This window comes from Pirellulales bacterium, from assembly GCA_019636345.1.
GTDB lineage: Bacteria > Planctomycetota > Planctomycetia > Pirellulales > Lacipirellulaceae.
This window is the reverse complement of sequence record JAHBXQ010000002.1, coordinates 430491-449211: the sequence shown is the minus strand read 5'-3', so window position 1 is coordinate 449211 and position 18721 is coordinate 430491. Positions and strand designations below refer to the sequence as shown.

Below are 18721 nucleotides of genomic sequence, written 5' to 3'. Positions count from 1 at the left end.
CGGGCTGTTCGCCGCGGCGCGGACCGATGGTTGTTAAAATGTAGCGCCTGGGAAGGGCGGTGATGCCAAAAAGCAACGTCGGGCACGGGAAATCCGCCCTCCCCGGCCCCCGAGCTTGCCGGTGGCGCCGACCGTAGCGGTCGCCCGGGCAAACGCTGCCGGTGGTACGGTTCCAAGGCCAGAAAGGCCCGGTTTGGCCGCCGTTTTCTTGCGACCCCGGCGGAGGGCAATTAAGATCGAAAGTATCCAGCCCCGCCCAGTTTGCGCCGATTCCCGGATCGCGCCCGACGGCGCTCTTCCCCAATCGCACGACTGCGACCGCGGCGCTGGCCAAAATGGAACAGAGTTTCTCGCCGCCTTGGCAGGTCGCTGTTCGCGCTGGTTCGTCCCTCGGGCCAATCGCGCAATGCCGCGCCCTGCTCCATCACGCGACTCGCCCTGAGGTCATCATGTCGTCGTATGTTCGTTCGTCGGTTCTCGGTCGGGTTGTCGGCGGAGCGCTGGTTGCCGCGATGATCGCCCTGGCTCCTGCCGCGACGTGGGCCCAGTTCGGCTCCGGCGGCGGCGGCGGCGGCGGCGGCGGTCAGTTCGGCGGCGCCGGCGGCAGCGGCGGCGGTCAGTTCGGCTCCGGCGGCGGCACGATCGGCACGGGCCCCTTGTCCGGCGTCGCGGTCGACGCCGACGGCGTCGTGCGCAGTCTCACCGACGTCGATCCCACCGGCCAACTCATGATCATGCGGGCCCAGCAGGCCGTCGCCAAGCTCGAGGGCAAATTGGCTCGCCCCAGCCAACTGCGCAAGGTCTCGCTGACGCGGCTCGTGCGACTCGTCAATCAGTCGATCGCCGAGGGCCATGGCCCCGACGACGTGATGAAGCACCTCGCCGGCCTGACCCGCATCCAGTACGTGTTTTATTACCCCGATACGAAGGACGTCGTCCTGGCCGGTCCTGCCGAGGGTTGGTTCGAAACCCCCGCGGGTCGGGTCATCGGTCTGGAGACCGGCCGCCCGACGATGGAACTGCAGGACCTCGCGGCGGCGCTCCGCGTCTTCGCCCCCGAGAGCCAGGGAAGCTCGTTCGTCTACTGCTCGATCGACCCCACGCAGGACGGGCTCGCCCGCATGCAGGAGTTCCTCGGCCAAGTCGGCCGCACGATCAATTTCAACGATGAGGAGATGATCGTCGAGGGGCTGCAGGACAGCCTCGGCATGCAGACGATCACCGTCGGAGGGGTCCCGGCGAACACCCATTTCGCCCAGGTGATGGTCGAGGCCGATTATCGGATGAAGCTGATCGGCATCGGGCTTGAACGGCCGCCGGTGCGGATCGCCAGCTTCGTGTCGCTGGCCAACGCCGCGACGATCGCCCGCAACGCCCTGCAGCGGTGGTACTTCGTTCCCAATTACCAACGGATCAAGGTCAGCGAAGACAAGAACGCCGCCGAGTTCGTCGGCAACGGCGTGAAGCTTGTCGGCGAGGACGAAGTCGTCGACGCCAGCGGCGGTCGCGCCGGAACGCAAGGCCAGAGCGGAGCCAGCCAGAAGTTCACTCGCGGCTTTACCGAGCGGTATCCGCAGCTCGCCGAGATGGAGCCAGTCTACGGCCAGTTGCGCAACTGCATCGACATGCTGATCGCCGCGGCGTTCATCAAGCACCAGGGCTACTACGAGGCGGCTGGGCTGTCGCTAGGCGCCCTGGGCGACGAATCGCAGTACAAGCTCGAAAGCTACAACGCCCCCAAGCACGTCGCCACTGCGGTGAATGCGATGTGGAAGGGCAACCGCCTGCTGACCCCCGTCGGGGGGGGCGTCGAGATCCGCGCCGAGCAAGCGATCGACCCGGCCAACATGCTCAGCGACGACGGCTCCGCGGCGAAGGCCCGCGACGAGATCGATCTGAAGGACCTTCCCGCCGATCAGTGGTGGTGGGATTAGACGTTGTCCCACGACCATGAGCGGGCGGCGCCCGCTCACCGCAGCGGATGCAGTCCCGCCTCCGCTCGGGCGGCGTTGAGCCGCTCAAGCGCCGCGCGTTCCAGCTTGAGCAACTTGACCAACTGGCTCGCGGTGACGCCAAGCCGTTCGGCCGCCGCGGCGACGTCCCACGCATGAGCAGCCAGGGCGTCGAGCGCCTCGGCCGCCAAGGGCGGGAAATCCGGGTGCTGGGGGTTCACGCGAATCCGGCCTTGCTGCACTCGGCCCCGCCACCGCAGCGAGGGCGTCGACCAACTCGCGTCGCGCAGCTCGACGGCCAGTTTCAAACGCAGCCGGAACAGGGCCCTGGCCAAGTTTTCCGCCTGACTGCGGCGTTCGTTCGCCTCGGCGACGATCCCCGACTCTCGATGGGTCAAGACCACGGCCGTCTCGACCTTGTTGCGATGTTGCCCCCCCGGCCCGCTAGCGCGTGTTCGGCGCACGTCGCACGCCGCAATCAACTCGGCGTCGGTGAGTTCAACAGAGCGAGACATTGCGGCAGTCCGGGCTAGCGTCATTCACGCCGTCGCCATGTCGGCGGTCGCCTCATCATAGACCGCGAACCAGGGGCGGCGCCGTGGCCGACGGCCCAAGCGCCAACTCGCAGCGGACTCGTCATCCCGAGACGACGCTTGCGACTCCCGCGACCAAAACAAAGGCGCCCAGACTCACCGCGACGACTGGCCAGCCAAGCTGCCGGCCCGCAGTCAGGGCATCATACGGCGAACCCAAACGATGCCACAGCATCAAGCCGGCCGCAGTCGCGAAGGCGCCCGCTGCGACAAGCGACCACGCCGGGGCTCCGTGCCGAAGCAGCTCGCCGCAGTCGCCGACGCCGCTCCAAGCGCCTACGGCAAGATACAACCCGTTGTTTATCAGGCAAAAACCAGCGAAGAACTGGGCCAGCCCTGGACTCGGGCTCGGCATCTCGCGCAGCGCGGCCCAGCCCGCCAGCGGCAGAAGACTCCCCAAGATCGGGCCGCACCACGTGACAACCAGCGGGGATTGGTTGCCGCTGACGTCGGTCCGCGCGATGGAGAGCGGATGGATCACCACTCGTTCTACACGGGCCCCAGTCGACCAAGCCCCCACGACGTGCCCGAACTCATGGACGGCTTGCATCAACAGCCAAGCCGTCCCGCACGCGCCGATGGCGAAGAGCGCCCGCTGCAAGATCGCCATGGCGGAGCCCCTGCCGCGAAGACCTGCTTCTTCCGCGCGCTCCGCGTCCTACCGCCGCGTCGTCGTCGAACCGAGCGCGATTTCGCCGAAGAAGCGTTCCGTGCCGCGGATGATGTCGAATCGCACTTTGCCTTGCTGGCCGAGCGAGTCGGCGCGGGCGACGATGTAGCGAACGTCGTTTTCGCTGGTCGTGTACCACTTGTGGACGCGGATCAGCACGTCGCCCGTTTGCACGTGCTGCTTCTCGGCGGGTCCGCCGGGCCGCAGCGAGACGACCCGCATGCCGCCGTCATATGGAAGATTACGCCGCCGCATCTCGGCGCCCGACACCGATTCGAGCGTCATGCCGAAGGCGTCCCACGTCTGCCGATCGAACTCAGTCGTCGGCCCCGAGGTCGAGGTCGTCGCCGCGGCGAGGCTCGGCCCGGCGACGTCCTGCGGCGTCCGACCGCGGGGAGCGAGCACAAGCTCGAGTTCCAACTCGCTGCCGTCCCGCTCGACGACGATCGGCACGCGATCGCCGCTGCGTCGGCCGAGCAGCGCCCGCTCGACGTCCAGCGGTCGCTGGATCGGCAACGGACCGACTCGTTTGATCTGATCGCCCCGTTGGATGCCGCCTGCCGCCGCGGGACCTTTGCTGTCGAGCCGCGCAATCGAAACCGCTCCGCCCGACGAAACCGAAGTCATGCCGTGCCAGTTGTTGTCGACCCGCTCGATGCTCATCAGCCGCGTCGCGACTTCAAGGGCCTTGTCGACGGGGATGGCGAAGCCGATCCCTTGCGCCCCTGCGCGGACCGCCACGTTGACGCCGATCATCTCGCCGGCGACGTTCAACAACGGCCCGCCGCTGTTGCCGGGATTGATGCTGGCGTCGGTCTGAATCAGATCCAGATATTGCTGCGTTTCATTCACCTGCACATTGCGATGCAGTGCACTGATGATGCCGGTGGTCACCGTGTTCTCGTACCCGAACGCATTGCCGACGGCAATCACCGACTCGGCCACTAAGAGGTCGCTTGACGTGCCGATTCGCAACGTCGGCAACGAGTGCGACGGGCGGATGCGAATCACCGCCAGATCAGTCTCCTTGTCGTGGGCGACAATCTGAGCGATGTAGGCAGACCCGTCGTGAAGCGTGACGTTGATCTGCCGGACGCCGTCAACGACGTGAAAATTGGTGAGCACGTACCCGCGCGGGTCGATGACGATGCCGGTTCCCATGCCGTTCACTTGGCGAGGAATCGCGGCGCCGCGCACCCCTTCGACCCCTTCGGAAACGGACTTTTGCCCCTGGATGTTGACGACCGCCGGGGCGGCCTCGCGAACGGCGCGGACCACCGGGGTCAGGCGTTCGCCGGACACGTCGGCCCCGGCCCGCGGGGCGAAGGCGGCGCCAGCTGCCAGCAAACCGACGGAGAGAAGGCACGACAGCGGGCGCGGATGGAGCATCGCGGGGTCGTCCAGGCAGGCGGGGGGACGCCAGTGACGACCGCAAGCGGGCGCACGGCTGGCAAGTGCATTGCGGCGACCGACGCCGCCTCCACCCGCGTTGATCGGCCCGCCCCTACGACACGCTTAAGCGTCACAACCCGCAGCCCGCACAGGTTGCCTAGTGTGATGGCCCGGTAAAGATCTGGTTTTGCACCGGCGCGATCGAGGGTCGGTCCCGACGGAAGACCCTCTGGCCGTCGACTTCCCAGCTAGCAGCCAGAGGGGTCCTTGTCCCTGCCTCTCGCCGGAGGGGCTCCGTCGAGTCGCGGGGAGTCTCCAGATGCTCACCGACTCGCCTTGAGCCCTGAGGAACGCCGTAAAGCGTGAGCCAAGGGGTCTGGCAGCTCGCCTGCTCAGTCGCCTCCGGCGATCGTCAGCACGGGCCCGAACCCCCGCTCGACGTTGCCGCGAGGCAGTTCGAGGGGCCCTGTGCGACCCTGCCCGTAGACGGGACACGTGGGGACCGGCAAGAACTTGGGGGGCATGGGGGGCAGATACCGCACCGGCGGCGGCCCCTTCGGCGGTTTGTGCAAGCACGGGCAAGCGGCCCAGGCAGTCGAGCACGCGTGGCAGAGCGCCCCTTCCAGAGGACAAACCTCGCAGACAGCCCCGCCGCAAGTGTCGCAGCAGCAATCGCCGGCGGAACTCTTCGTGAGCGACGTTGAGCTCTCCTTATTCGCCGGCGGGGCGATTGCAGGAAGCTCATAGCCTGAAGCCTCGGACTCGACCGCGAAGCGCGGCCCTGCATCGATCGGTTCCCGCCCTGTTTCTGGCGAAAGTTCCCCCTCAGCGTCCGGCAACGGCGGCTCCTCCATCGTCGCCAGCCGGACGTGTTGCGCCGCCGGCTGCGGGCGCGGAGCCCGCTGAGCGTATGGCTGCGTAGGCCGCGGTCGGGGGCCAGCGCCGGGCGACGTCTCGAACGGGTACCGATCGAGCCACACGCCAAGTTCGTCATACGGTCGTACGAGCGATGCACAGCCCCCGGCCAACGTTGCGCAGGCCAGCGCCACGGCGAGCGAGCAGCGGTGGAGGGAGGGGCTCATCCAAGCGGACCTTCGGCCAAAAGTGAAGCACAGTGCCTTCCAGATATCGGGCCCCTGCGGCCGCAGGATCCACGAAATCCGCAAAGTCGGCGCAGTCGCCCCAGACCATCGATGGTTTGCTCCGCGGGCTTACGCCTCGCGGCTCGGGCTTGTGCTTACGCCTCGCGGCTCGGTTGTTGGCTGGGTGATCACTTGGCCTAGTTGTTGTTGTTGTTGTTGTCGCCGTCGGCGGGGGGGTAGACGAATTTCGGCAGGACCTGAAGGGCCAAGAACAGCGCCAGCAGCGCCAGCAGGGCGTGCGGCCAGAACCGTCCCGCGTCAATGCCCGCCAGTCCCGCCAGCCACCCGACAACCAACAGCAGCGGCGGCAGCACCAACAGCAGCCCGCATCCGGCCGCGGCCATCGTCCCACGGAAGGCGAGCTGCTCGGTGAGCTGCTGCCCCTGGACGTCGATCATCCGCCCGCGGCGCAGGCTGATCTCGATCGAATCAGCCAATTCCATGACGTGGAGCGCCTGCGGCCACGTCGAGCCGCCCGATCGACCGTGCGGGACGGACGCGACCTCGGCGACGAACTCGTCGAGCGCCCGCACCGCGGCGCCGGTCGGCCGCATCGCCTCGGCCGCGTCGGCGCCGTTGCGGGTGCGCACGATCGCAGTCATCTCGTTGTGCTGATCGAGATCGATCACGAGCCGTCCCTGGGCGCACACCAGCGTAAGGCGCAGCGGCGGGCCGGCGTGGGAAGGACTGACGCTCCACCTGACGGGCAGGGCTTGGCGCCCCGAAAGCTGCACGCTCAGCCCCGCGTACGCCGACGGCTCGTCGGGGGCCGCCCCGGCCGCAGCATGGGCGCCGACGCGATCGAGCCCGCCTGCGATCACGTCGAGCAACTCGGCGTCACGGGCGAACTGTCGGACCACGGCGGCGCGCGACCGGTCCGCCATCGTTCGCTCGCAAACAACTTGCTCAACAGGCCCCAGCTCGGCGCCCTCGCGCAGCGTGTCCGTCGCGACGCCGGCGGCGCCCGACGAGGCGACCGGGTTGTAGTGCCGCACGACCGCGCCGCTTTCGCCGCGGGCCATGTCGACCTCAAAGTAACTGAGCACGGAGTCGAACAGCGGAAAGCTGGCGAGCACCGGTCGCCCCTGTTTCACCAACTCTTGCACCTGTCGGCTGCGAACTGCGGCGTCGGCGGCGCCGCGGCCGACGAGCACGGCGTCGGCCAAGTCCGAGTCGAGCAGGTCCTCCCACTCGTCGGAGGGCGCCCGGAGCGAATCCCAACCGCGGGCGGCCAGTTCGTAGGGTTGACAGTCGCCGATCCAGACCAGCCGATGCCCGGCCGCCACGGCCGCCTCGGCCAGGGCGAGGGTGTCGTCGTCGGCGCCGAGGAGGGCGAACTTCATGAGTCTGCAAGCGGACGAGGGACGACGGACGACAGGGGGGATCGATTCGAGCGTAAACCAGCCGCCGGAGCAGGGCTAGGGGAGGCCGCGGCTCGATCATCTCGCGACACGCCGCCACGCCATGCGGCGTCGAGGTCGCGGCCTTCCGGGGCTCGAGATTGAACCATCGCCGCCGGTCGACCGTCCGCGTCGCTCTTTACTCGGCCGCGGTTTGGTCGACAATGAATTGTACGGCGCGACGAGTCGCCGCCCCCGCCGCCGCGGTCACTTCAGCGAGTCCTCCTCACGATGTTCGCCCCCATTCGCACGTTTCTGGCGCTGGGGCTGATCGCCGCCCTTCTCGGCGGGCGGGCTCGGTGCGAAGAAACTGCGTCCCCCGCTGCTGATGCCGACGTCGCCGCCTGGATTGAGGCTCTCGACGACGAGCGATTCGCCGTCCGCGAGCTCGCACAATCCCGGCTCGAGGCCCTCGGCCCGGCGGCCCTGCCGACCGTGGCTGCCGCAGCGAAAGACCCCTCGCTGGAACGGGCGACGCGCGCCGTACGGATTTTGCTGTCGTGGTCCAAGACCGGCGATCCCGACAAGCGGCTGACGATCCTCGAGTCCTTGGCGGCCGTGGCCGACACGCATCCCTCCGAGGCCAGCTTTGCGGTCGAGCAGCTTGCGGCGGTTCGCGAGGATGCGGCGCTGGCGGCGATTGTCGAGTTGGGAGGAATCGCCAACGACCAACGCGGGACCGCCTTCGGCCGCGGGAACCAGGGGCCTGTGCAAGTCGTCATCGGCCCGAAGTGGACCGGGGGCGACGAGGGGCTCAAGCACCTCGTCGACGTCCGCCGGTTGCAGACGCTCAGCTTTCATAGCGCTCCGGTGGGGGACGACGCGTTGCTGTTCGCGAAGCAATTGCCGAATCTGACCCGGGTGGAGGTGTACGGCACGCCTCACTCCGAGACGACTCTCGCGGCGCTGCGGGCCGCTCGGCCGGGACTCGACGTGGCAGTGCGTTCCAGCGGGGCCCAGCTGGGAATCATGGGCGATCCGAATCAGCCCGTGGCGTACGTTCAACAAGTCGGCCCGGACACCGCGGCGGAGCGAGCCGGAATTCGCGCGGGGGACGTCATCGCGGAGATCAACGGCGAGCAGGTCGGCAACTTCGAGGCGCTGACCGCGCGGATCGCCACGTTCAACCCGGGCGAAAGCGTGCAGATGAAGATCATTCGCGCCGGGCAGGAACTTGAACTGCCGGTCACGTTCGACCGCTGGGGCGAGAACGAGAACTTCACCAAGCATTTCAGCGCGCAGGGGGGCGGCTCGATCCAGGTGAACATGAACGGCACGATCATCCGCGGCAACGGGCGGATCATCATTCAGAACAACGCCGGGCCGATCGTCGTGCCCCCGCCGCAGCAGCCGGCGCCCAAGGCGCGGTAGCCGACGCCGATCTTCCGCGTCTGAACGCGACAGATTCCTGCGTCTGAACGCGACAGATTCCTGCGTCTGAACGCGACAGATTCCTGCGTCTGAACGCGACAAGGGCCGCGACTTGGTGCAAGTCGCGGCCCTTGTTCATCGATTCCGGCGCAACGACCGGCCGATCAGACGGCCAAGCCCGATTCAAGTTGTTCCTGCAGTTCGGCCAGATGCCCGCTGGTGCGGAGCTGATGCGACAGCAGGTCGCGTCCCTTGTCGGTCCAGACGCCGATGGTGCGAACGGGCGACTTCGACGTGGGGCAGACGAACGTGACTTGCTTGGGGGTCAGGCCCTTGATCTCGATCGCATCGCCGCACTTGGCGTACTCGATCGAGTAGACCACGCGGCGATTATTTTCTTCGTCCTCCCAATGAGATTCCATCGTGTGCATCGCGCAAATTCCCCACATACAAGGTCGCTAGGAAACGAAAACTCGCCCGGCGGGTCGAGTCGACAGTCAGGTCAGGCAGGTCGCGAACCGGGCCAAAGCCCCCGACGCATCCCCCCTGTCGGGGCCGCCGGAGGTTCGCGAATCCTGCAAGTGTACTCAGCGCATCGGCCGCCGGCAGCGTCAAATTGGGCGAACTTCGCGCGTTTTGCGGAAAATCCTCAAAATTCCCGGGGTCCGTTCCGGCGCCAGCGGCGCGATCGGCCCCGGTCGGCAGCGCGAACAGGGCCCTCGAAGTCTCGCCCGAAGTGTTTCCCCCCATACCGCGCCTCCCCCCTGCCCCCGCGGCCGCCCGTTGCGAGACGCATGCGTTTCGGATTTGCTAAACTTCGGTGCGAATCCGCTTGCTTAGTTGTCGAGCCGTCAAGGATGACGCGGATCGTTCGAACGGCCCGCGCTGCCTGCGGGTGAATTCCTCTTTTCAGTTTCTCAGTGTGCGAGATCTTGCCATGTCTAGGTTTGCCGGATGGTCGCCAGCGCGATCGGTTGTCGCCCTGCTCGCCTTGAACGCGCTGGCGACCAGCCGCGCGGCGGTCGCCGACAATTGGCCCAATTGGCGCGGTCCCTCCGGCACCGGGACCGTGGCGACGGCTGTCGGGCCGATCGAGTTCGGCGCCCCCGACAGCTTGGCGTGGACGGTCGACCTGCCCGGGCTCGGGGCCTCGACCCCCGCCGTGTGGGGCGATGCAATCGTGCTGACTTGCGCGATCGACGGCAAGAACGCGGTCGTTTGTTACGGCCTCGACGGCCAGCCGCGGTGGGAACGCAAGCTCGGCCAAGAGTCGCCCGCCAAGCACCGCGACGCCTCGCCGGCCAATCCCTCGCCCGCGATCGACGGCGAGCGGGCGATCGCCTATTTCAAGAGCGGCGACCTCGCGGCGTTTGATCTTGACGGCAACCTGCTATGGGAAAAGAACCTGCAGCAAACCTACGGCGACAACACGCTGTGGTGGGATTTGGGCACTTCGCCCGTGCTGGTCGACGGCAAAGTCGTCGTCGCGGTGATGCAGGAAGGGGACTCGTTTCTGGTCGCCCTCGACGTTGCCAGCGGGGACGAAATGTGGAAAACCGCGCGCAAGTACGAACGCCCCCGCGAGTCGGACCAGGCGTACACGACCCCGCAAGCGATTCGCAGCGGGGACAGAACGATCCTCGTCACCTGGGGCGCCGACCACCTGACCGGGCACGACGCCGCCACCGGCGAGCTCGTCTGGGACTGCGGCGGGTTCAACCCGAACAACGAGGGCATGTGGCGGGTCATCGCTTCGGCCGCGATCGCCGACGGAGTGGCGGTCGTCCCCTACGGCCGCGGCAACTTCGTCGCCGGAGTCAAGCTCGACGGCCGCGGAGACGTGACGGCGACCCACCGAGTTTGGCAGAAGGAAGGAATCGGGGCCGACGTGCCGACCCCCGCAATCGTCGGCGATCGGGCCTACGTGCTGGGGGACCAAGGAAAGCTCGTGTGCCTGGCAGTCGCGACCGGCGAGGTGTTCTGGCAGGCCGATCTCCCCCGGAGCCGACACAAGTTCTATTCGTCGCCGCTGGTGACGGGCGACCTGCTGTACGCCACGCGAATCGACGGCACAGTGTTCGTCGGCCGGATCAGCGACGAGGGGTTCGAGCAGCTCGCCGAGAACGCGCTCGACGACCACGTCGTGGCCACGCCCGTGCCCGTTCCGGGAGGCGTGTTGTTCCGCGGCAACCAGCGGCTGGTGCTGGCCAAGGGGCCGAGCGGTAAGTGAGCGTCACGGGGCCGGCGGCGCGTCACTTCAACTCCAACTCGAAGTCGCGCTCGTTGTTCCCGGGCAGGACCTCGATCGTCAGGGTCGACTCGTCGTGGTAGCGAGCGGGGATCGTTTCCTCGAGGATCGCCTTCATCGGGCTGTCGGGGGCGTCGTACAGCTTCTTCTGACCGACGACCCGCGGGACGCGGATTTCGACCCGCATCCGCCCCAGCGACGACGTCGTGCGGTAGCGGCCGTCGGCAATTTCGGCCCCCGTCGTGCGGCCTTTGAGGTTCTCGGGGATGAACGTGATCGCCCCCGTCTCGACGGGCGCCCCGCCCACCGCGACCGTCCCGAAGACCGTGCCCGTGGTCGGCTCGGAGCATCCCCAGAACGATCCCGACGTCGCGAGCGCCAGGGCGAATCCTCGCAAGCGGGAACGCATCAGTCGGCGAACTCCACGTTTTCGGCGCCGTTCATCGAACCCAACGCCTGCCAGACGTCGAGCGAGATCTCGTCGCTGACGAAGCGGACCGAACCGTCGCACAGCAAGGCGTTGACCCCGCCGAGGTGGCGGCTGCGGGCGGCGGCGACCTGGGAGCTGGCGACCCCGGCGACCGCGGGCATCAGCGGGTCGTTGTTCCGTTCGAACCAGCCCGACTCGATGACGTCGGGCGCCGAGGTGTTGGGGGAGAGCAGCGTGTGGAATCGGAAGACGCCATCGTCGTTCTGGACGTCGCCGCGCCAGTCGTTGTCGCGCGGGCTCGTGGCCTTGAGCGTTTCGGACATCAGCAGCGTCGCGGACGTGCCGTCGGTGACGTGGACCAGCCGCGTTTTGCGAGGCGTCTTGCGGCTGCCCCATTCGTGGGAAAAGGGGGCGATCCCCGCCGGCTCGAGCACCTGTCCGTAACGGGCGTTGCCCCAGTTGATCACGTAGTTTCCGCGCCGCCGCTGGTACCGGCCGAGGATCTGATCGCTCCCCTCGCCATCGGCGGGGCAGTCGTACAGAGGGACGTGCTGCCCGGTCGGCCCGCGGAGCGAGTAGCCGTTGTCGAGCGTGGCGGGGGCGAGGAAAAAATGCTGGGACAAGTCGGTCCCCGCGGCGAGGGGCCCCTGCTCGACATAGCCCCACATGTGCATCACCCAGGTCCCGCGGGGATTCGATTGGGCGCCGGCGGGGAACCGTTTCTTGACGTCGTGATGGGTGAGCATCGCGAGGCCCCACTGCCGCAGCCTGCTGGCGCAGTCGGTGCGAACCGCCGCAGCACGCGCCGCCTGAATCGCCGGCAGCAGCAGGCCGACGAGAATCCCGATGATCGCAATCACCACGAGCAATTCCACAAGCGTAAAGGCCCGGAACGGACTCTTCACGGCATGGCGGTGCGCCGGACGGATTCGGGCTCGCTGTGCAGACATAGCACGTGCGATGAGGACGGAGAAGCGAGGAGGACGCCGACCGGCAGCGGGCGGCATCCCTTCGATCGTGCCAGATAACGGGGCAGTTGGCCATCGCCAAGGCGTCCCCGACGATGCAAACCGGGGGACGACGCTTGCAGGGCTGCGGCGAGCCGCCGGCGGAGGCGCCGCGCTACTGGCGTTCGAGACGGCGGATTGCCGACTCGAAACGGATCTGGACTTGCCAGTTGGTCTCCTCGGCCAAGGCGGCGCGCAAGGCGGGAAGGGCCTCCTTTGCGTCCATTTCGCGAAGCACGTCGGCCGCGCCAGCCCGGACCATCCCGTGCGGATTCTTCAGCGCCTTGACGACCGCGTCCTGGACCGGCGGACCAATCTTCACGAGCGCCTCGACGACGCGCCGACCGTTTTGCTTGTCTCCCAGCAGGCCGACGAGGGCGTCGATCGACGCCGGGGCGTTCAGCTCGACGAGGATCTCCAGAATCGCCTCGCGTTCCGGCCAGTTCATTCCGCCGCCCATGAACTCGTAGAGTCGCAGCAAGTCGGGAACGTGTTTGTCGCTCGCCCAGCGCTTGAGCGATTGGATCGCCGGTTCGACGTCGAACGGACGGCCCGCGCGGGCGTGAGCGATCAGCACGGCGACGACCCGATCCTGGCGGTCGGGGACGACGGCCAGCCGCCCCAGTTCGCGCAACTCGTCGGCATGCGACGGGCTGGTCGCGCGACGCACTTGCTCGACGAATTCCGGAGGGGCATGCTCCAGGATGAACTCGTCCACGACTTGCGACTGTTCGCGCGCCACCCGGCGGGGGTCGAGCGAGCGAAGCAACTGGTCGATTCGACGAGGGTCGTCGAGCGGCGTTTCGGAGGGCTGCTCGTCTTGCGGCGGGCGAGCCGTCGTCGCATCACGAAGCCGGCGTCCCGCCTCGAGCGCGGACCGAACCCCGCGCTCGGCCGCGACGAGCGTCGGGTTGCGCAGCCGGTATGCGAGCTTGGCCGGCACGGTGCGCACGACGCCGTCGTCGCCGCGAACCGACAGGTCGATCTGGTGCTCCGCGTCGACGACTTCGCCGCGTCGCTTGCTGAAGCGGATCGTGCCGGTCCCTTGCTGGCGGTAAAGCGGGGGCGAGCCGTCGGTCGTCTTGAACTCGTACTGCCGAGCGATCACGACCTCGTCCTCCGTCTCGCTTTGCACCTCGTAGTCGATCGTTTCGAGGGCGTCGTACAGGTCCGCCTCGGGCTCATCCGTTCCGAACAAGCTCCCCGAAGTCCGGCCGGCAAACGAACGGGGAGCGGGAAACCCGTGCGGCATGACCGAGGGAAACTCGATCCGCGCCCCAGGCCGAGGGACGCTGAACGTCGACTCCCGCACGCTATGCCATTTGCTCTTGCCGCCATGCGCGACGGACTCGACGACGACGGCAGCCGCGGGGTCGAGTACGTACGGGAGGCTGTATCCCCCTTCGTACTCGTCGACCGTGCCGTCGCTCGTGACGTGAAAGCTTCCCGGCTCGGACCGGAACGTCGGCGTGCGCACGACCCGCGCCGAGTCGTGCCAGCCAGGAAACGGGGCGCGGCGCGGGGCGACCGTCGTTCCGCGGTGATCGGCGCGGAACTCGATCTTGTAGACCCGGGCGACCTCGGGGTCGAGTTCCAACTCGACGTACGCCACCGAGGGGACGGCCCGTTTGGCGATTTCAGTGCCGGTGAGTTTGGTCGAGGCGGTCGAGGCGGAAATCTCGAGCCCGGCGTCGCGCAAGAACCGCCGGACCTCGGCCGCCGGCGCCGCCATCCCGACGTTGGACAGAGTGGCCGCCGCAAGGTACTTGCTGGCGACCCCGACGACCTCGCCGACGTCGTTCAGCAAGGGGCCGCCGCTGTTGCCCGGATTGACCGACGCGTCGACTTGGAATAATCGCACCCCCTGCCGGTTCGTCTCCGTGAGGCCGGTGACCGTGCCGGTCGTCATCTTGATGCCGCGGCTCTCGAACAGCGACGCCAAGGGGAACCCGATCACCCGCACCTCGGCGCCCAGATCGACGTCCTCAGCGGACGAAATCGCCAGCACGGGCAAATCGTCGGCCGCGACACGCACCAAGGCCAAGTCCTGCAGGGCGTCGACGGCAAGCACTTCGGCCGGCCAGTGCCGATCGCCCAGGTGGACGATCACCCGCGCCGCGTCTCGCACCACGTGCTCGCACGTCACGAGATACCCGTCGGGCGCGACGACGAACGCCGTGCCTTGCGCGGAGAGGCGTTCCGGTTCCGGCTCGCGATGCACCCCCGCGACGCGCAGGTTCCAGGTCCCGGAAATCTCCTGCCGATCTTCCGGGAGGCCGGCCTCGAGTTCAAACTCGTAGTCGTGGACGTCGCCGATCCGCCAGTGATAGCGCCAGGGACGGGAGGAAGCGAGTCGGGGCGAATCGGTCGAGGGAGGACCGGGGTCCGTCGGGAGCGAGGGGGCAGTCGCCGCTGGCCCCGACGGCGACTCCTCGACCTGCGCAACGACCGGCGGCAGGGCGCCGGAACGCAGCGGGGGCACGACTCCCGGGGACTCCTCCGGCGAAGCCGCGACAGTTGCTGGCTCGGCGGACGAATCGGCGGACGATGGCGGGGGAGCCTCGTGCGTTACGGGACTCCGGGCCTCAGGCTTGGCCAGGACGATCAGCGGCACCTTATTGCTCAGCCAACCGACCACATGCGGAGGTTCGACGTCGGTCGCCGCGGGCTCGACGCGGGCCTCGGCCGGGGCACTGTCCGACTTGAGCGCGATCGCCGCTGCGACGACCAGCACTGCGACAATGACGCCCACCGCCGCTCCGACGACGACGTTCTGAATCCCGCCGGACGGGGATTCTTCTGCCAGGTCGACGAGTTCGACCGGCGGTCGGCGGGGTCGGCGCGGAGCGGGCGCCGGAACGTCGGACGCCGAGGCCGGCGCGGCGACTTCGAACTGATGCCCGCAGTGCCGACAGACAAGTGACGTTCGCTCCCCGACGAACTTCAGGGGGGCGTAGCACGCCGGACAAGCGATATGGTTTTCACGCATAAGGAGGGGTCGCAACGGGGGCGCCGATCGACGTCCATCGAGTCGCTCCATTGTAACCTCTTACGCCCGGCATGAACCCCGGCCCCGATCGTTCCGGCCCAGATTCGCGCTCGGCAAGGATCAAACCGAAGCGAATCCCCCAAGATCGCCGGCCCGCGGGCGAATAGACCGGCAGGCGCCCGCTTCTTCGCGACCTGTCGGAGGGGGGAGCGACCCGCAGACTTCAAAGCGAATCCCGCAGGAGAAAACCGCGATGCACGCCAAATCGACCGTTTGGACGCTGAGAATAGCTGGATCGCTCGCCGCGGCGGCGGGCCTGCTTGCAACCCCGACCGCGGTTGCTCAGAGCTCGGTGGCGGCGGCGACCGAGCCGTCGCGGCTCGTGCCGATCGACCACCCTGGCGCCGAGAGCGCCAACGTGGAGCTGACGCTGACCGCCGCGATGTTTCGCGATTTGGCGGGCCTCGGGGACGCGGCGCTCGCCGGCGTCGCTCAGGGGCTGCTGCCGTCGCCGGACGGCCAGCACCCGGCCCGGGCGGTCGCCGCCGAGCAGGTGGCCCGCATTCGCGACATTGTCCGCGTCCTGGAAGGGACGGTCGAGGAGGTCCGCGTCCAGGTGTACGCCGACCCCGGTCGTTCGCAGGCCGCGTCGACGCCGGCCGTGGCCGATCACTACACGAACAAGCTGAACGCCTCCGGCTGGGATCGGATCGTCAAGGTCGCCACCCCTCGCGAATCGGTCGTCGTGTTCGCCCACCGTCAGGACGGGGCGCTCCGGGGCCTGTTCGTCGTGGCCGGCAAGGGAAACGAATTGGTGCTCGTCAACGCTGCGTGCGACATTTCGCCGGACCGCCTGAAGCGAGTCACGGAACAACTGACCAAGGTGTGGCTCGAATTGGGAGGCGACCGCGAGCTAGAGCGCGCCGTCGAGCGACTCCCGCGTGGACAGTAGGCATCGCTCTACTAGTGCTTTGTCAGATCGGTTTTTTCGGGTTGGCGACGACGCGACCTGTTGACGGAGTGAGATCTTGCGCCGTCCCCAATCCGCAATCTCGCCCGTGTCAAAGCACGAGGGATTGAGGTCGTGATACCAATTGCGCCCCTGGGAAGGGCGCCTGGGGGCGCCGCGCAGCGGAGGGGCTCCGCTGCGCGGCGGAGAACGTGTTGTCATTTTGCCGGCGAGCAAAAAGCGATCATTTTCTCGTGCAAAACTCCGGGCGGCGGCGCGGGGGCCGCACGCCAACCCGTTTGCCGGCAACGACTTCCGCGCGACACGCCCCGAACCGGGCCGGAATTTTGCCAGCAAAACTCGCGGGGGAGTTGCAAAACCCCGGGCCTGTCGCCGTCGTCGCGGCTGTGGTCGTCACAGTCGTCGCCACATCCATCGCCCCAGTCGTCGCCACGGGCCGCTCTGCCGCGGGGGGCGTCGATTCGCGGCGTCCACGCTTCGTTCTACGCGACGCGCTGGCCCATTTTCTACAAGAAAGCGGGGACTTTGCCGAACTTGTTGGGCGGGTAGTCGGGGCGACGACTCTTCGGGGAATTGGCAGTTTTACCCCATGTTTTGCAGAAGTGAGACAGGCGTTAGGGGCAATCAGGGACTCGGCCGCATCTCGCCCACACTCGACACGCTCTACGTTGCATCGCCGACTTCGCTAAAAAGATTGCGGGGGCGTCTAGTCGGCGATAGGATGCCTAGTCTATTCGGGTTTGCGCCGACGGCCAACGGCGGGCACATGGCGTAGCGCCCGCCTGTCAGGTGCTCTACGGCGCTGCGCCGTAGGGAGGGACAGGGGGACAGGTCCAGATTAACACAGCGAACAAGCGTCGGCGGCTTTTCGAACATTCCCCCGCCCCGCACGGGCTGAGGAAGTGGAAGATGGAGTGGAGGAAATGGACCTGTCCCCTTTTCCACCCCGGCCTCATTGCTGGCTTGGCTCTTGTCGGGCTACGGGCAGGGGGCGTGGAGTGAGCATCGCTTCGCGTGAATCGGTCCGAACCGAATTGGTTGGGGTAATGGTGGTTTGGGTTTCGGTCGGACCTATTAAATAGACAGGGGCCCAAAACTACCCGGAATTTTGACCCTTTAACTATTCGCGTTGGTGCGTTGCATGGTGTGGGAGTTCCGCGTTTGGAGTTTGGGTAGCGGATAGTTCGGTACAAATGGTGAAGGCAGGTGGTGCGTGTTGGTGGTGGCGTGGCGGGGTGGCCGGGGGAGGGGTTCAACGGTCGTCCGATGTGCGGGTTCCGATTATGCCGGACCCACCGCCCTATCCGCGGACAGCGAGTTGTATTTTCAACCGCCAACATCCTACCCCATCAGCTCACCGAGCCGGTGCATCACGCCACCAAACAGTTCCGACGAAAGAAAACTGATAGATACGGCCTGCTGCACTCCGTACCAAGTCTCGGCTCGTTCGTGAGTAGTTGTCTCAACTGCGTAGGGCTCGATGCCAGCCTCGGCGCACTCTCGCTGCCAATCTGCGGGCGGGGCCCCTTCCTGCCTCAATCGAATAAGAACGATTCCATTCCTCTCTTCGTGGTAAATCAACTCGCGAGTACCGTCTACCGCGTCGCCCATTTGCCAAACATGCTCCCATGGGCCGTCCGGAATAGGCTCACACCCAGCAAAGTCAGTTAGGGCGGAGATGTCCCATGCAACGGTCGCCTTTTGTTCGCGTCCGTATAGTTGTTGGCTAGAGTTGACCAAGCCTCGGCAGTGCGGGCATAGTTCGGCGTAAATCAAGTGCCGCTCTTGAAACTCTTCACGGCAGTGAGGGCAAGTTGCGGATGGCATTTACCAATCCTCATCATCATCGTGGCCATGGACGATTACTTTCTTAACATACACACGTTTGCTCTTGATATCTGACGATAGAGCCCAGGCCATACTTCCAACCCAACCTATCAGCGTCCAACCAAAAAAGACGTTGATTAGGGCTATCGGCATCGTGTTGTTGTGGTCGCGAGAATAGGCAACTACAGTTGGGAGCAAATAGACCAACCCACCAGCGACTACTAAGAACGGTCCAAAAATCAGCGCCGCGATGGGGTTTGCATCGGAATCATCGTAGCCGCGAGATGATGATGAACTTGTCGCTTGGAGTACAACTCCCAGCAGTAGTAGGACGAACACGCCAACCAATGACCAAATAACGACGGCATTGATGTTTTGACCGCGGGTTCGCTTCGGCTTGCGATAACTAGTCGATGACCGCTGTTGCCGCCGTTCGGTATTGATTCCGAACCGCTCCGACTCGCTGACAATTGGCGACGGCGGGGTAGCGGGGGGTGGCGGAGGGGGCACAGGTGGCCCCGACAATGCCCGGAACTCATTTCCGCACCGCGCGCATTTCACTCGACGCCCGAAATGTGCGGGGCCGATCATGTATGCCGTTTGGCAGTGTGGGCACTGCTGTTTGAATGCGTCGTCAGACATGCCGTGAGAATAGCTATTTCGCTCCCCGAGGGCAACGATTTTTTGACCCGCGGGAGGGAAAGCACCAACGATCCGGCCTCCGTGGGGC

At 66.7% G+C, this 18721-nt stretch carries 13 protein-coding genes; 4 read left to right on the top strand and 9 right to left on the bottom strand.

All coding sequences use genetic code 11. The features are described from left to right. Nucleotides 1-449: 449 nt before the first annotated feature. Nucleotides 450-1934 carry a DUF1598 domain-containing protein gene (locus KF688_05625; GenBank protein ID MBX3425141.1) on the top strand — a complete coding sequence of 495 codons (1485 nt, stop codon included), beginning with the start codon at nucleotides 450-452 and terminating at the stop codon, nucleotides 1932-1934. 35 nt (nucleotides 1935-1969) lie between these two features. Here the strand turns inward: KF688_05625 and KF688_05620 are convergent, their stop codons facing one another. From KF688_05620 to KF688_05605, 4 genes are all read right to left on the bottom strand, one after another. Further along, nucleotides 1970-2467: a peptide chain release factor-like protein gene (locus KF688_05620; protein ID MBX3425140.1), complete on the bottom strand. Its 498-nt coding sequence runs from the start codon at nucleotides 2465-2467 to the stop codon at nucleotides 1970-1972. A 121-nt stretch (nucleotides 2468-2588) separates the two neighbouring features. Next, the gene (locus tag KF688_05615) at nucleotides 2589-3155 is read right to left on the bottom strand and encodes a M50 family metallopeptidase (protein ID MBX3425139.1); all 567 of its coding nucleotides are present in this window, start codon (nucleotides 3153-3155) and stop codon (nucleotides 2589-2591) included. 48 nt (nucleotides 3156-3203) lie between these two features. Then, nucleotides 3204-4502 carry a trypsin-like peptidase domain-containing protein gene (locus tag KF688_05610; GenBank protein MBX3425138.1) on the bottom strand — a complete coding sequence of 433 codons (1299 nt, stop codon included), beginning with the start codon at nucleotides 4500-4502 and terminating at the stop codon, nucleotides 3204-3206. A 1384-nt stretch (nucleotides 4503-5886) separates the two neighbouring features. Beyond that, nucleotides 5887-7092: a hypothetical protein gene (locus tag KF688_05605; GenBank protein ID MBX3425137.1), complete on the bottom strand. Its 1206-nt coding sequence runs from the start codon at nucleotides 7090-7092 to the stop codon at nucleotides 5887-5889. A 288-nt stretch (nucleotides 7093-7380) separates the two neighbouring features. On the opposite strand from KF688_05605, the gene KF688_05600 reads away from it, so the two are divergent. Beyond that, nucleotides 7381-8520, top strand: a complete 1140-nt coding sequence (locus KF688_05600) for a PDZ domain-containing protein (GenBank protein ID MBX3425136.1) — start codon at nucleotides 7381-7383, stop codon at nucleotides 8518-8520. Between the two features lie 164 nt (nucleotides 8521-8684). Here KF688_05600 and KF688_05595 read toward each other — a convergent pair whose 3' ends face one another. Continuing rightward, nucleotides 8685-8942, bottom strand: a complete 258-nt coding sequence (locus KF688_05595; GenBank protein ID MBX3425135.1) for a hypothetical protein — start codon at nucleotides 8940-8942, stop codon at nucleotides 8685-8687. 515 nt (nucleotides 8943-9457) lie between these two features. Between KF688_05595 and KF688_05590 the strand changes: the two genes are divergently transcribed. Then, nucleotides 9458-10750, top strand: a complete 1293-nt coding sequence (locus KF688_05590; GenBank protein ID MBX3425134.1) for a PQQ-like beta-propeller repeat protein — start codon at nucleotides 9458-9460, stop codon at nucleotides 10748-10750. 22 nt (nucleotides 10751-10772) lie between these two features. Here the strand turns inward: KF688_05590 and KF688_05585 are convergent, their stop codons facing one another. The 3 genes from KF688_05585 to KF688_05575 form a co-directional block, all read right to left on the bottom strand. Next, nucleotides 10773-11177 carry a hypothetical protein gene (locus tag KF688_05585; GenBank protein ID MBX3425133.1) on the bottom strand — a complete coding sequence of 135 codons (405 nt, stop codon included), beginning with the start codon at nucleotides 11175-11177 and terminating at the stop codon, nucleotides 10773-10775. Beyond that, nucleotides 11177-12103 (bottom strand): DUF1559 domain-containing protein, encoded by a 927-nt coding sequence (locus KF688_05580; GenBank protein ID MBX3425132.1) that lies wholly within the window; start codon nucleotides 12101-12103, stop codon nucleotides 11177-11179. The genes KF688_05585 and KF688_05580 overlap by 1 nt, the downstream gene beginning before the upstream one ends. Nucleotides 12104-12320: 217 nt before the next feature. Then, nucleotides 12321-15194 (bottom strand): trypsin-like peptidase domain-containing protein, encoded by a 2874-nt coding sequence (locus KF688_05575; protein MBX3425131.1) that lies wholly within the window; start codon nucleotides 15192-15194, stop codon nucleotides 12321-12323. 253 nt (nucleotides 15195-15447) lie between these two features. On the opposite strand from KF688_05575, the gene KF688_05570 reads away from it, so the two are divergent. Next, nucleotides 15448-16146: a hypothetical protein gene (locus KF688_05570; protein MBX3425130.1), complete on the top strand. Its 699-nt coding sequence runs from the start codon at nucleotides 15448-15450 to the stop codon at nucleotides 16144-16146. A gap of 1845 nt (nucleotides 16147-17991) precedes the next feature. Here the strand turns inward: KF688_05570 and KF688_05565 are convergent. Further along, nucleotides 17992-18633, bottom strand: coding sequence for a superinfection immunity protein (locus KF688_05565; protein MBX3425129.1), 642 nt, complete (start codon nucleotides 18631-18633; stop codon nucleotides 17992-17994). Nucleotides 18634-18721 lie beyond the last annotated feature (88 nt).

Excerpts from the sequence above, each read along its gene's own strand:
- KF688_05625 (MBX3425141.1), top strand. The coding sequence starts at position 450 with ATGTCGTCGTATGTTCGTTCGTCGGTTCTCGGTCGGGTTGTCGGCGGA.
- KF688_05620 (MBX3425140.1), bottom strand. The coding sequence starts at position 2,467 with ATGTCTCGCTCTGTTGAACTCACCGACGCCGAGTTGATTGCGGCGTGC.
- KF688_05615 (MBX3425139.1), bottom strand. The coding sequence starts at position 3,155 with ATGGCGATCTTGCAGCGGGCGCTCTTCGCCATCGGCGCGTGCGGGACG.
- KF688_05605 (MBX3425137.1), bottom strand. The coding sequence starts at position 7,092 with ATGAAGTTCGCCCTCCTCGGCGCCGACGACGACACCCTCGCCCTGGCC.
- KF688_05600 (MBX3425136.1), top strand. The coding sequence starts at position 7,381 with ATGTTCGCCCCCATTCGCACGTTTCTGGCGCTGGGGCTGATCGCCGCC.
- KF688_05595 (MBX3425135.1), bottom strand. The coding sequence starts at position 8,942 with ATGGAATCTCATTGGGAGGACGAAGAAAATAATCGCCGCGTGGTCTAC.
- KF688_05590 (MBX3425134.1), top strand. The coding sequence starts at position 9,458 with ATGTCTAGGTTTGCCGGATGGTCGCCAGCGCGATCGGTTGTCGCCCTG.
- KF688_05585 (MBX3425133.1), bottom strand. The coding sequence starts at position 11,177 with ATGCGTTCCCGCTTGCGAGGATTCGCCCTGGCGCTCGCGACGTCGGGA.
- KF688_05575 (MBX3425131.1), bottom strand. The coding sequence starts at position 15,194 with ATGCGTGAAAACCATATCGCTTGTCCGGCGTGCTACGCCCCCCTGAAG.
- KF688_05570 (MBX3425130.1), top strand. The coding sequence starts at position 15,448 with ATGCACGCCAAATCGACCGTTTGGACGCTGAGAATAGCTGGATCGCTC.
- KF688_05565 (MBX3425129.1), bottom strand. The coding sequence starts at position 18,633 with ATGTCTGACGACGCATTCAAACAGCAGTGCCCACACTGCCAAACGGCA.